This window comes from Mangrovibrevibacter kandeliae (assembly GCF_024519155.1).
GTDB lineage: Bacteria > Pseudomonadota > Alphaproteobacteria > Rhizobiales > Rhizobiaceae > Mangrovibrevibacter > Mangrovibrevibacter kandeliae.
Genome location: NZ_JANIFJ010000003.1, coordinates 90474 through 103543 on the forward strand (window position 1 = coordinate 90474; position 13070 = coordinate 103543).

General features: G+C 68.2%; 12 protein-coding genes. 5 read left to right on the forward strand and 7 right to left on the reverse strand.

Annotated elements, in window-relative coordinates:
* The first annotated feature begins 114 nt into the window (after window positions 1-114).
* The 4 genes from gatB to NPA30_RS10060 all read left to right on the forward strand — a co-directional run bounded on the left by gatB (window position 115) and on the right by NPA30_RS10060 (window position 3086).
* A complete protein-coding gene (gene gatB, locus NPA30_RS10045) occupies window positions 115-1614 on the forward strand; it encodes an Asp-tRNA(Asn)/Glu-tRNA(Gln) amidotransferase subunit GatB (RefSeq protein ID WP_256802535.1) in 1500 nt (499 codons plus the stop codon).
* A complete protein-coding gene (locus NPA30_RS10050; RefSeq protein ID WP_256802536.1) occupies window positions 1611-2111 on the forward strand; it encodes a GNAT family N-acetyltransferase in 501 nt (166 codons plus the stop codon). The genes gatB and NPA30_RS10050 overlap by 4 nt, the downstream gene beginning before the upstream one ends.
* 83 nt (window positions 2112-2194) lie before the next feature.
* The gene (locus NPA30_RS10055) at window positions 2195-2575 is read left to right on the forward strand and encodes an NADH:ubiquinone oxidoreductase subunit NDUFA12 (protein ID WP_256802537.1); all 381 of its coding nucleotides are present in this window, start codon (window positions 2195-2197) and stop codon (window positions 2573-2575) included.
* 109 nt (window positions 2576-2684) lie between these two features.
* The gene (locus NPA30_RS10060) at window positions 2685-3086 is read left to right on the forward strand and encodes a DUF2155 domain-containing protein (RefSeq protein WP_256802538.1); all 402 of its coding nucleotides are present in this window, start codon (window positions 2685-2687) and stop codon (window positions 3084-3086) included.
* Here the strand turns inward: NPA30_RS10060 and aat are convergent.
* The 6 genes from aat to NPA30_RS10090 all read right to left on the reverse strand — a co-directional run bounded on the left by aat (window position 3026) and on the right by NPA30_RS10090 (window position 8338).
* Complete coding sequence (gene aat, locus NPA30_RS10065) at window positions 3026-3694, reverse strand: leucyl/phenylalanyl-tRNA--protein transferase (RefSeq protein WP_256802540.1); 669 nt, start codon at window positions 3692-3694, stop codon at window positions 3026-3028. The two genes, NPA30_RS10060 and aat, sit on opposite strands and share 61 nt — an antisense overlap.
* A 49-nt stretch (window positions 3695-3743) precedes the next feature.
* The gene (accC, locus tag NPA30_RS10070; RefSeq protein ID WP_256802541.1) at window positions 3744-5096 is read right to left on the reverse strand and encodes an acetyl-CoA carboxylase biotin carboxylase subunit; all 1353 of its coding nucleotides are present in this window, start codon (window positions 5094-5096) and stop codon (window positions 3744-3746) included.
* Between the two features lie 8 nt (window positions 5097-5104).
* On the reverse strand, window positions 5105-5596 hold the full coding sequence (gene accB, locus NPA30_RS10075; RefSeq protein ID WP_256802542.1) for an acetyl-CoA carboxylase biotin carboxyl carrier protein: 492 nt from the start codon (window positions 5594-5596) through the stop codon (window positions 5105-5107).
* Between the two features lie 14 nt (window positions 5597-5610).
* Window positions 5611-6063 (reverse strand): type II 3-dehydroquinate dehydratase, encoded by a 453-nt coding sequence (gene aroQ / locus NPA30_RS10080; RefSeq protein WP_256802543.1) that lies wholly within the window; start codon window positions 6061-6063, stop codon window positions 5611-5613.
* A gap of 103 nt (window positions 6064-6166) precedes the next feature.
* Entirely contained in the window at window positions 6167-6931 is a 765-nt protein-coding gene (locus tag NPA30_RS10085) for a DsbA family protein (protein WP_256802544.1), read from the reverse strand.
* Between the two features lie 27 nt (window positions 6932-6958).
* Window positions 6959-8338 (reverse strand): M48 family metalloprotease, encoded by a 1380-nt coding sequence (locus NPA30_RS10090; protein WP_256802545.1) that lies wholly within the window; start codon window positions 8336-8338, stop codon window positions 6959-6961.
* A 179-nt stretch (window positions 8339-8517) separates the two neighbouring features.
* Here NPA30_RS10090 and NPA30_RS10095 point away from each other — a divergent pair, with 179 nt between their 5' ends.
* Window positions 8518-9639 (forward strand): pyridoxal phosphate-dependent aminotransferase, encoded by a 1122-nt coding sequence (locus NPA30_RS10095; RefSeq protein ID WP_256802877.1) that lies wholly within the window; start codon window positions 8518-8520, stop codon window positions 9637-9639.
* A gap of 96 nt (window positions 9640-9735) precedes the next feature.
* Here NPA30_RS10095 and NPA30_RS10100 read toward each other — a convergent pair whose 3' ends face one another.
* A complete protein-coding gene (locus tag NPA30_RS10100) occupies window positions 9736-12639 on the reverse strand; it encodes an Rne/Rng family ribonuclease (protein ID WP_256802546.1) in 2904 nt (967 codons plus the stop codon).
* Between the last annotated feature and the right edge of the window lie 431 nt (window positions 12640-13070).

Consider the following 13070-nt stretch of genomic DNA (forward strand, 5'->3'; position numbering starts at 1 on the left):
CGTGTGCCTCGGCACCGGATCAAGTCGCGGCGCCTGCGCATCCCCGCGCTTGAACCCCCGCCGGCTTTGCTCTAGCCCAGCAGTCACGCGATCAGCATCAGTTCCGGACGCCCCATGCCCCTCGTCGACACCCGCACGCCCGACCCGAAGAAGTTCATCGCCGGCGCCACCGGCGACTGGGAAGTCGTCATCGGCATGGAGGTGCACGCGCAGGTGCTGTCGGAGGCCAAGCTCTTCTCCGGCGCCTCGACTGAATTCGGCTCCGAGCCGAATGCCAATGTCAGCCTGGTCGACGCCGCCATGCCCGGCATGCTGCCGGTGATCAACGAGGCGTGCGTGCGGCAGGCGGTGCGCTCCGGGCTGGGGCTGAAGGCGGCGATCAACCACCGCTCGGTGTTCGACCGCAAGAACTACTTCTACCCCGATCTGCCGCAGGGCTACCAGATTTCGCAGTTCAAGCAGCCGATCGTCGGCGAGGGCACCGTGCAGGTGCTGGTTGGCCCGGACAGCAAGGGCGAGTTCGTCGAGGTCGAGATCGGCATCGAGCGGCTGCATCTGGAACAGGACGCGGGCAAGTCGCTGCACGACCAGCACGCGACCATGTCCTACGTCGACCTCAACCGCTCCGGCGTCGCGCTGATGGAGATCGTGTCCAAGCCCGACATGCGCTCGTCCGAAGAGGCTCGCGCGTACCTCACCAAGCTGCGCTCGATCCTGCGCTACCTCGGCACCTGCGACGGCAACATGGAGGAGGGGTCGCTGCGCGCCGACGTGAACGTGTCGGTCCGGCGGCCCGGCGGCGCCTTCGGCACGCGCTGCGAGATCAAGAACGTCAACTCCATCCGCTTCGTCGGCCAGGCGATCGAATACGAGGCCCGGCGCCAGATCGAGATCCTGGAGGACGGCGGCGCGATCGACCAGGAGACGCGCCTGTTCGATGCCGGCAAGGGCGAGACGCGTTCGATGCGCTCCAAGGAAGAGGCGCACGACTACCGCTATTTCCCCGATCCGGACCTCCTGCCGCTCGAGTTCGACGAGGCCTTCGTCGACGCCATCGCGGCCGAGCTGCCCGAGCTGCCGGACGACAAGCGCGAGCGGTTGATGCGCGACGCCGGGCTTTCGGCCTACGACGCCTCGATCCTGGTGTCCGACAAGGCCATCGCCGATTTCTTCGAGCAGGTCGCCGCCGGGCGTGATGGCAAGCAGGCGGCGAACTGGGTGATCAACGACCTCCTCGGCGCGCTGAACAAGAGCGGCAAGGGCATCGAGGCGACGCCGGTCACGGCCGCACAGCTCGGCGCGATCCTCGATCTGATCCGCGAGGGCACGATCTCCGGCAAGATCGCCAAGGACCTCTTCGAGATCGTCTGGGCGGAAGGCGGCGACCCGCGAGCGCTCGTCGAGAGCCGCGGCATGAAGCAGGTCACCGACACCGGCGCGATCGAAACGGCGGTCGACGCCATCATCGCCGCCAACCCGGACAAGGTCGAGCAGGCCAAGGCGAAGCCGACCTTGGCGGGCTGGTTCGTCGGGCAGGTGATGCGGGCCACCGGCGGCAAGGCGAACCCGCAGGCCGTCAACGACATCGTCAAGGCGAAGCTGGGGATCGAGTGACCTTCTTCATCCGCACCGCCGGCGAGCGCGACCTGCAGGCCGTCAGCGAGCTCCTGCGGGAGACCTGGCACGCGACCTATGACGCGATCTACGGGCCCGCCCGGGTGGCGGAGATCACCGCCTCCTGGCACTCGCTCGAGGCCCTGCGGCCGCGCCTCAGCCGCCCGAACTCGGAGTTCGTCGTCGCCGACGACGGCGCCCGGCTCGGCGCGATGGCCTTCGCGGCGGCCGGCGCCGATCGCAAGGTGGTCGTCCTGCACCAGCTCTACGTGCATCCGGAGCACCAGCGCCAGGGACTGGGAACCGAGCTGCTCAGCGAGATCGAGGGCGCTTTCCCTGAGGCGGAGCGCCTGCGGCTCGAGGTCGAGGCGGCCAACACGACGGCGGTCGCCTTCTACCGTGCGCATGGCTTCGAGCCGGTCGGGCGAACCGAGAGCTGCGGCGGCGATACCGTCCAGGCGATCCCGGCCGACATCTACGAGAAGCGCCTGGGCTGAGGGTCGGAGCGGCGTGCGGCGGGTGGACTTTGCGCCGCCGTCGCCGCATAAGGACCGCATCGTTTCCGCGGGTGCGCAGAGCCATGAAAGACCTTCTCCTTCAGATCTTCACCTGGTGGCAGGGCACCACCATCGGCACGCGGGTGTTCACCTCGCGCCGTGGCCAGAAGGTCGGCGAGGACGAGTTCGGCAACGTCTACTACCAGACCGCCGACGGCGCTCGCCGCTGGGTGATCTACAATGGACCGGCGGAGGCCTCGCGCATCCCGCCCGGCTGGCACGGCTGGATCCACCGCCGCACCGACGTCGCGCCCTCGCAGGCGAACTACCAGCCGCGCGCGTGGCAGAAGCCCCACGTGCCGAACCTCACAGGCACCCCGAACGCCTATCGCCCGAAAGGTTCGATCCTGAACACGGCCGAGCGGCCGCGCGTCACCGGCGACTACGACGCCTGGGTGCCGTGACTCCGTTTCGGGCCGGGCCGCCGCATTTGCGGCCGGTTTGGCTGCGACAGCCGGCCGTCACGGGCCCGCGAGCGGATCGGTTGGGCGTGCCCGCGTCAACGAGGGTCTGATGTCCAGAGTTTCAATCCTCGGCGCTGCGCTGGCTGCGCTGCTGCTTGCGCCGGTGCAGGCGTCCGCCGAGCGCATCGAGAACAAGGTTGCCGTGTTCTCGGGCCTCGACAAGATCACCGGCCGGATCACCACCTTCGACGTGTACATCGGCGAGACGGTGCAGTACGGCGCGCTGCAGATCACGCCGCGTGCCTGCTACAGCCGCTCGAAGGACGAGAAGCCGAAGACCGACACCTTCGTGGAGATCGACGAGATCACGCTCGACCGCCAGATCAAGCGGATCTTCACGGGCTGGATGTTTGCGGACTCGCCGGGCCTCAATGCCCTCGAGCATCCCGTCTACGACGTGTGGCTGAAGGGCTGCAAAGCCGAGTCGGACGTGCCGCCGCCGGCCGGATGAAACGTCGCCGTCCGCGTGACGCCGTCTTCCAGAAGTCTCTGATAGTCCGCGCGCGGGATCTCGCGCGCGCCGAAGCGGGCGAGGTGGCCGGTGATGAACTGCGTGTCGAGCAGCACGTAGCCGCCGCGCCGCAGCCTGTCCCAGAGATGCACGAGCGCCACCTTCGACGCATCCGTCTCGCGCGAGAACATGCTCTCGCCGAAGAACACGCCGCCGAGGCTGACGCCGTAGAGGCCGCCCACGAGTTGGCCGTCGCGCCAGCTTTCCACCGAATGGGCGTGGCCGAGCCGGAAGAGTTCGAGATAGAGCTGCCGGATCGTCGCGTTGATCCAGGTCTGCGGCCGCTCGGGCGTCGGCTCGCCGCAGGCATCGAGCACCGCCGGAAAGGCAGTGTCCACCCGCACGTCGAAGGTGTCGCGCCGGATCACCTTCTTCAGGCTGCGGGGGATGTGGAACTCGTCGAGGAAGATGACGCCGCGCTCGCGCGGGTCGATCCAGTGGACATGCGGGTCGTCCGCCGTCTCCGCCATCGGAAAGATGCCGCAGGCATAGGCCTTCAGCAGGAGATCGGGCGTGATCTCGAACCCCGCCCGGTCGCGGCGTGCCATCCGATTTTGATCTCCCTTGGCCGTCGGGGCGAACGATCGGGCACGCCCGTCACGCGTGCCCGCCACTCCCGGCCAGATACTTCTCCAGCCAATGGATATCATAGTTCCCGGCTTGGATGTCGGGATTGGCCACGAGGTCGCGGAACAGCGGCAGCGTCGTGCTGATGCCATCGACCACGAACTCGTCGAGTGCGCGGCCGAGGCGCATCAGGCACTCGGCTCGGGTGCGGCCGGTGACGATCAGCTTGCCGATCAGGCTGTCGTAGAAGGGGGGGATCGAATAGCCCTGGTAGATGCCTGAGTCGACGCGCACGCCGAGGCCGCCGGGTGCGTGGTAGTAGCTGATCTGGCCAGGCGAGGGCGCGAAGGTGCGCGGATCCTCGGCGTTGATGCGACACTCGATCGCGTGGCCCTGGAAGCGGACCTGATCCTGGGTCAGGGACAGGCCGTCACCGGCGGCCACCCGGATCTGCTCGTTGACGAGGTCGAGCCCGGTGATCGCCTCGGTCACCGGATGCTCCACCTGCAGCCGGGTGTTCATCTCGATGAAATAGAATTCGCCGTTCTCGTAGAGAAACTCGATCGTGCCGGCGCCGCGATAGCCGAGCGCCTGCATCGCGTTGGCGACGACTCCGCCGATCTTGTCGCGCGCAGCCGCGTCGAGCACCGGGGAATGCGCCTCTTCCCAGACCTTCTGGTGACGCCGCTGCAGCGAGCAGTCGCGCTCGCCGAGATGTATGGCGTTGCCGGCACCGTCGCCGAACACCTGCACCTCGATGTGGCGCGGCTTCTCCAGATACTTCTCGATATAGACCGAGTCGTCGCCGAAGGCCGATCCGGCTTCGGCACGCGCGGTGGCGAGAGCGGTTGCGAGATCGCCTTCGGAGCGCGCGACCTTCATGCCGCGCCCGCCGCCGCCGGCGGCCGCCTTGATCAGGACGGGATAGCCGATCTCGGCCGCCACCCGCGCGGCCTCGCCGTCTTCGGTGATGGCGCCGGCCGAGCCGGGCACCACGGGAATGCCGAGCCGGATCGCGGTGCGCTTCGCCTCGATCTTGTCGCCCATGACACGGATGTGCTCGGCGGTGGGCCCGATGAAGGTGATGTTGTGCGCGTCGAGGATGTCCGCGAAGCGCGCGTTCTCGGACAGAAAGCCGTAGCCCGGATGCACCGCGTCGGCGCCGGTGATCTCACAGGCTGCGAGAATCTGGGGGATGTTCAGGTAGCTGTCGCGCGAGGGCGGCGGACCGATGCAGACGCTCTCATCCGCCAGGCGCACGTGCATGGCTGAGTTGTCGGCGGTGGAATGGACGGCGACCGTCGCGATGCCGAGCTCTTTGCAGGCGCGCAGCACGCGCAGCGCGATCTCGCCGCGGTTCGCGATGAGGACCTTCTTGAACATGGCCCGGCTTACCCGATCACGACGAGGGTTTCGCCATACTCGACCGGCTGAGCATTCTCGACGCAGATCTTCTTCACCGTGCCACTGCGCGGCGCGGGAATCTGGTTCATTGTCTTCATCGCCTCGATGATCAGCAATGTCGCGCCTTCCTCGACGTGCTGGCCGACCTCGACGAAGGCGCGGGCGCCGGGCGAGGGCGAGAGATAGACCGTACCGACCATCGGCGAGGGCACGCCGCCGGTCTCGGGGCCCGAGGCGGCAGCCGGCGCCGGCGCGCTCGGTGCAGGCGGTGCGGAAGCGCCCGCCGAGGGCGCAGGCGGTGCGAACTGCGGCTGTGGCATCGCCGGCATGTAGGCGTTCGGAAGGTACTCGCGCTGCCGCGACACGCGGATCCGCATCGTGCCCTGCTCGACCTCGATCTCGGTGAGGTCGGTGTCGTTCAGGATGTCGGCGAGCTCCCGCACGAGGGAGCGATCGACCGCGTTGTCTTTGCTTGCCATACTCATCCTTCCGGTCATTGCGCGGCGGTGTCCGTCTTGAGGCGCTCGGCAAGCGCAGTGACGGCGAGGTCGTACCCCAGTGTGCCGAGACCGCAGATCATGCCGGTCGCGACCGCCGATATCATCGAGTGGTGACGAAATTCTTCGCGCGCGTGAATGTTCGAGATGTGAACCTCCACGACCGGCTTGCCGAAGAAGCGCAGGGCGTCGTGCAAGGCGATCGAGGTGTGACTGTAGGCGCCGGGATTGATGACGATTCCCTCGGCCTTCGCCTCCGCCTCCTGGATCCAGTCGACCAGCACGCCTTCGTGGTTGCTCTGCCGGAAGTCGATCTCGAGGCCACGCGCGTCACCGAGACGGCGACACCGCGCCGCGACGTCGTCCAGCGTCTCTGCGCCGTAGATCGACGGCTCGCGGCGGCCGAGCGTGTTGAGGTTGGGGCCGTTGAGGATGAAGATCGTGGACATCACTGGACGCGGTTCGGGCGGGGCGGGGCTGTTCGGCCTCAGCGGCGGTATAGAGCGCAAAATCGCTCTAGGGAAGGAATCGGGCCCCCAATCCACCGCGCCTTCAGCAGCTCGCGCTGCCACAGCTGCGCGTGTCCTCGATCATCCGCTTGAGTTCGTCAAGGCCGACGGCGCCCGGGATCACCTCGTCCGACACCACGTAGGACGGCGTGCCGTTGATCATCAGCGCCTGCGACAGCCGGTTGCTCTCGGCCATGGCGGCGCCGACTTCGGTCGAGCGCATCGCCTGACGGAGTGTCGGCTCGTCGACGCCGAGCTCGCCCGCCACGTCGATTGCCCGCTGCTCGTCGACGACGCCTCTCGAGCCGAGAAGCCGCAGGTGGTACTCGCCGTACTTGTCGGGCGCGACGCTGCGGAAGGCGAGGCTGACATGGCTGGCGGCGACCGACTGCGGTCCGAGCAGCGGCACCTCCTTCAGGACGAAGCGCACCTTCGGATCGTCCTTCAGGAGCTCCGTCATGTCGGACATGGCGTGCTTGCAGTAGGTGCAGTTGTAGTCGAAGAACTCGACCACCGTAACGTCGCCGTCCGGATTGCCGAGAACGGTGCCGGCGGGCGAGCTGAACAGCGCCTTGCCGACCGAGGCGATCGCGCTCTTCTGCGCGACCTTGCGCTCGGCCTCCTGCTTGTCCTGCAGCGCCTGCGACATGTCGAGGAGGATTTCCGGATGCGCCATCAGGTAGTCGCGCACGACGCCCTCGATGTCGCTCTTCTCTTCGGATGTGAAGGCTTGCGCCGGCGCGGCGAAGCCGGCCGACACTGCGAGGCCGGTGGCGATTGCGCCGGCGAAAAGCGAACGAAGCGTCAAGATGCGGCCTCCATCGGGCACGGTCGGTTAGTCCGGCTTATGAACCGGAGTGGTTAGGATATCCTGTGCCTGGCGCCACTGCGGCGTGCCCGGCTTCAGCTTCTGCTGCGCACGGGCGGCGAAGATCCGCGCCTGCGTGAAGGCGCCGCCCTGCCAGTAGCCCTCGGCCGTCGCGAGCTCGGCGCCACCGACGTCGCCGATCGCGCCGTAGGCCATGGCGAGGAACCGATAGGCCGAGGCATTGGCGGGATCGTCGCGCAGGCCCTTGCGGATACGGGCGATCGCCTCTTTCATCTTGCTCTTGTCGCCGCTCGTCACCATCGCCTGGCCGACCTCGGCCTCCAGCAGACCCGAGTCGGACCCGTCCAGACTGGCGGCCTTGGCGAAGGCGGATGCCGCCTCGTCGGCGCGGCCAGCCTCCATCAGGATCTCGCCGCGCACCTCGTGGAACCACGGCAGCCCGGGATCGCCGGCGACGAGGGCATCGATCTTCTGCAGCGCCTCGCGCGGCGAGCCGTTCAGCTGCGTGGCGATCGCGTCGCCGTATCGTGCTGGAATGCCACGGGGATCCTTGTTGAACAGACGCCTCACCTCGATCGCGCCGCCGCCATAGGCGGCGATCTTGGCGCGGGCGAGGTCATGCAGGAGCTGCGTCCTCGGATCGTCCGTCTTGTTAAAGTACGGGCTCTCCCTGGCTGCGGTTTCCAGAAGCGACAGACGGTCCTGCGGCAGCGGATGCGACGAGATGTAGGCGCTCGTCGGGGCGGCCGAGAACATGTTGTTGCGCATCAGGTTCTCGAAGCTGCGCAGCAGCCCGGCCGGCGACTGGCCGGTCTTCCGCAGGTAGGTGAGGGCGGCCCGGTCGGCCGTCAGCTCCTCGCCGCGCTGATAGTGGAACAGGCTGCGCATCGCGACGCCGCCGCCGCTGCCGAAGATGCCGCCGCCGAGGCGCGCGACCTGGCTGTTGCCGGTCGCCGCGCCCGCTGCGGCCACGCCGGCGCCGAGGAGCCCGGCCACGATCGCGATGGTCTGCGCCCGCTCCAGCTGCTCGCGCACCCGCTCCTGGTGATGGCCGGCGAGATGCCCGATCTCGTGCGCGAGAACGCCGGTGATCTCGTTCGGCGTGTCCGAACTCATGATCGCGCCGGTGTTGACGAAGATCCGGCGGCCCGAGACGAAGGCGTTGAAGGAGGGTTCGTTGACGAGAACGATCTGGATGCCCGAGCGCGACAAGCCGGCGGCAGCGAGCAGCGGTTTGACATAGGAGGTGATGAGCGACTCGATCTCGGCATCGCGCACGATGGGGAGCCGGGCCTTGTCCTTCGCCGTCTGCGCCGCAGCAGGCGGCACGAGAAGCAGCGCGCCGGCGGCAAGCCACGCAAGGGCGGGATGCCGGTAGCGCCGCATCAGTATTTTCATGTAATCCCCCGATTACAAAGGCGGCCGCACGGCGGCCCGTGTTCTCGTTGCGTGCGGCGTCTTCCGCACCGCAATCCGGCAAATCTGAGGCGCCAAGGAGTAGCCCCGTGAATCACCCGCGTCCGATCAAACCATCGTTACGCTCCGAGATCGACCCGTTCCGGGCGATGGACGTGCTCTCGGAAGCGAACCGGATGACGGCGCGGGGCCTGCCGGTGATCTCGCTCGCCGTCGGGCAGCCCGCCGCGCCTGCGCCGAAGGGCGCACTCGCAGCTGCCGCGCAGCTCCTGGAAACGGGTCGCATCGCCTATACCGACGCCCTCGGCCGGATGGACCTGCGGCAGCGCATCGCGCGGCTCTATCGGGAACAACATGGGGTCGAGGTTCCGGTCGAGCGGGTGATGATCACCACCGGATCATCGGCCGGCTTCAATCTCGCCTTCCTTGCCGCCTTCGACGTCGGTGACCGGGTCGCCATCGCCGCGCCCGGCTATCCCGCCTATCGCAACATCCTGCGCGCGCTGGGGCTGGTGCCCGTCGAGATCGAGGTCGGCGACGACTACGTGCTCGGCGCGAAGCAGTTGGCCGAGGCGCATGCGCGTGAGCCGCTGCAGGGCGTCCTGATCGCCAGTCCCGCCAATCCGACCGGCACGGTGACGCCGAAGGACGAGCTCCGCCGCCTCGTCGAATTCGCCGGACGGGAGGGTATCCGCTTCGTGTCGGACGAGATCTATCACGGCCTCGTCTTCGGTGAGCCGGAGGCGACGGCGCTCGAAGTCTCCGACGAGATCATCGTCGTCAACTCCTTCTCCAAGTTCTACTGCATGACCGGCTGGCGGATCGGCTGGCTGGTGCTGCCGCAGAGCCTGGTGCGCGCCGCCGAGTGCATCGGCCAGAGCCTCTACATCTCGCCGCCCGAGCTCTCCCAGGTCGCCGCACTGGCGGTGATCGATCAGCCCGGCGAGCTCGAGGCGATCCGCGACGGCTATCGTGACAACCGGGCGGTGATGCTGGAGCGCTTGCCGAAGCTCGGCTTCACCCACCTCGCGCCGATGGATGGCGGCTTCTACGCCTACGCCGCGATCCCGCCGGGCTTCGCAGGGTCCACCGAGTTCGCACGGCGCGTGCTGGAGGAGTGCCACGTCGCGATTACGCCCGGCACCGACTTCGACGTGCGGCGCGGCGAGCGTTTCGTGCGCCTGTCCTATGCCTGCGGCACCCCCTCGCTGAAGGAGGCGCTTGATCGGCTCGAGGGCTGGCTCGGCAACGCCCGTTCGCCGCAGCGCTGAACCGGGGCCGCTCGCGCCGCTGGCAGGAACGGAAAGAGCCGCGGGAGCGATCCCGCGGCTCTTTTTAACACAGTCTCTTCGATCCGTCGACGCGTATCAGAAGAAGCCGCGGCGCGACCACCAGCCGGTCTTCTTCGGCCGTTCGTCGGCCGGCTCGGATCCGCTCGAGGTGATCACCGGTTCGCGCGGCGCCGCCGGCTCCTGAGGCTCGGGCGCAGCGACCGGGTCGGCATCGGCTTCAGCCGCAGACTGCGCGGCCGGTTCCGGCACATCCGAAGCGCTCGTCGCGACCATCTCCGCCGCTGGCGCCTCGTTCGCGTCCTCGGAAGCGGCCCGCGCCTCCGCATCGCGGTCCTGCTGCGACGGCGACGCCTCGGCGACGAGATCGGACAGCGCCTCGGCCGCCGATTCGGCGTAATGCGCCACGGTCGCGGTCAGGCCCTCGACGGGGGCGGCGGCAGCGACATCCTCGCTTCCCGAGCTCTCGCCGTCCTGGTCGCCGCCGTCACCGGCAGTTTCGCCGAAACCGCCGTCGGAGGCTTCGCCCTCGCGCTGGCGGCGCCCGCCGCGGCGGCCGCGGCGGCGGCGGCGGCGACCGTTCTGGTCGTCGCCATTCGATGCCGCAGCCTCGCCGGCCTCCACATCGGGCTCGGTGCCCGTCGCTTCCTCCTCGTCCTCGCCACCGTCGGCGTCGTCGGTGTCGTCGGCCTCGCCGGCTTCGCCACCGTCGGCCGCCAGACCGCCCGGCTCGCGCCGACGGCGCCGACGGCGCTTGCGGCGGCGGCCGTTGTCGGACTTCTCCTCGCTCTCCTCGTCGGAGGAGACTTCGGCGGACTCCGACGCCTCGGCGGCCTCGGCGAGTGCCTCGTCGACGGCCTCGTCCTCCACGTCTTCGGCGGCGACGCTGTCCGGCTGGGCCGGGGCCAGCGCGACGGGGCGGCCGACCGCCTCCTCGCCATGCTCGATCGAGAGGTGCTGGTGGCCATGACCGTCATCGGCCTGGATGAAGATGCGCAGCCCGAAATGGCGCTCGAGATCGTCGATCGTGCCGCGCTTCTCGTTCAGCACGTAGAGCGCCGTCGCGGTCGGAACGCGCACGATGAGGTCGTGGCCCGAGTGCTTCTGCAGCTGCTCCTCGATGGTGCGGATGACGTGCAGCGCCAGCGAGGAGTCCGAGCGGATGAAGCCCATGCCCTCGCAGACCGGGCAGACCTGCGTCGCCGACTCGAGCACGCTCGCACGGATGCGCTGCCGGCTCATCTCCATCAGGCCGAAATGCGAGATCCGGCCCAGCTGGATGCGCGCGCGATCGTCCTTCAGGCAGTCCTTGAGCTTCTTCTCGACCGAGCGGTTGTTGCGCTTCTCCTCCATGTCGATGAAGTCGATCACGATGAGGCCGGCGAGATCGCGCAGGCGCAGCTGGCGCGCCACTTCCTCGGCCGCTTCCATGTTGGTGCGGAAGGCGGTGTCCTCGATCGAGTGCTCGCGCGTCGAGCGGCCCGAATTGACGTCGATGGCGACCAGCGCCTCGGTCTGGTTGATGATGATGTAGCCGCCGGACTTCAGCGTCACCTGCGGCTGCAGCATCCGGTCGAGCTGGGCCTCGATGCCCTGACGGGCGAAGATCGGAACCTGCTCGCGATACGGCTGCACGACCTTCGCCTGGCTCGGCATCAGCATGCGCATGAAGTCCTTGGCCTCGCGGTAGCCCGCGTCGCCGGACACCAGGATCTGGTCGATCTCCTTGTTGTAGAGGTCGCGGATCGAGCGCTTGATCAGGCTGCCTTCCTCGTAGACGAGCGCCGGCGCCGAGGAGGCGAGGGTGAGCGTGCGCACCGTCTCCCACAGCCGCATCAGGTACTCGTAGTCGCGCTTGACTTCCGCCTTGGTGCGGTTGGCGCCGGCGGTGCGAAGGATGATGCCCATGCCGCGCGGCACGTCGAGGTCGCGCACGACCTCCTTCAGCCGCTTGCGGTCGGTGACGTTGGTGATCTTGCGCGAGATGCCGCCGCCGCGCGCCGTGTTCGGCATCAGGACGGAATAGCGGCCGGCGAGCGACAGGTAGGTGGTCAGCGCCGCACCCTTGTTGCCGCGCTCTTCCTTGACGACCTGCACCAGCAGGATCTGGCGGCGCTTGATGACCTCCTGGATCTTGTACTGCTTGCGCGGCTGGCGCTGGCGGACGGGAACCTCCTCCATCGCGTCCTCGGCGCCGAGCTCGTCGACCTCGTCCGCCTCGTCGTCGGAGGACTCGTCGTCACTCGTCTCGGGGCGGGCGCCGCGGCGACGGCCGCGGCCGCGCGAGCGCGGACGTGCGGGTCCGCTCGACGCTTCGTGCTCGTCCGTCTCGCCGTCGTCGGAGGCCTCGGCGTCATCACCCGACGAAGCGACCGCGGGGGCATCCTCATCGGACACCGCCGAGCGATCGCCGGCCTCGTCGTCTCCGCCAGCGGCCAGTCCGGTGAACGCGTCTGACTCATGGTCCTCGTCGGAACGGCCTTCCGGCGCCGCAGCCGTCGCGTCGTCGGACGCGGCCGCATTCGCCTCGTCGAAGGTCTCGCCCGCGCCGTCCCCGTCCGAAGTCTCGTCGGTCGGCGTGGCCTCGGAAATGCTGTCGTCGGGGCCGGCACCGGCCGCCTTTGCTGGCGCGCTGCGTCGGGGCCGGCGCTGCGGCTTGGCCGGCTTGTGATCGTCCTCGTCCTCGTCCTCGGCGGCGCGGGCGAGTTCCTCGATCAGCGCCTGACGGTCGGCGACCGGGATCTGATAGTAGTCCGGGTGGATCTCGCTGAACGCGAGGAAGCCGTGGCGGTTGCCGCCATACTCGACGAAGGCGGCCTGGAGCGAAGGCTCCACCCGGGTCACCTTGGCGAGATAGATATTGCCCTTGAGCTGCTTCTTGTGTTCCGACTCGAAGTCGAATTCCTCGATCCGGTTACCCTTGATTACGACAACGCGCGTCTCTTCCGGATGAGACGCGTCGATCAACATCTTGTTTGCCATCTAGGATGAACTCCCGGATACCGGCCTCCGGGTGTGTGCGAGCGTGTAGCGCTTGAACCATCGGTAGGGAGTGGGTATCCGCATGGGCCCCGCGGCGTCGGCGAGCAGCACGATGACTCCGCAAGCGCCCGAGGCCGATTGGCCCGGATGCGATAAGCGGAAGTTCGGCGACGGCTTGCGACACGGCACGACCTGTAACACCAATGGGCACCGCGAGTGGCGCCCGACGAATTAGCTTTGCGCGTTCGCTCTCGGACGAGAGACAGCGCATTCCTGGAGAACCCGCCCGGAATCGCTTCCGGATCAACAGAAATCTTCCACGAGACCAGGATCGGTGCAACGCTCGAGCCGGTTGCGGGGCATGAGCCCGCGCTCCTGAAGCACGCCGCCTCGCGATCGGAGGTGCCGGCGGGTGGGAGCCCGAGGCACTT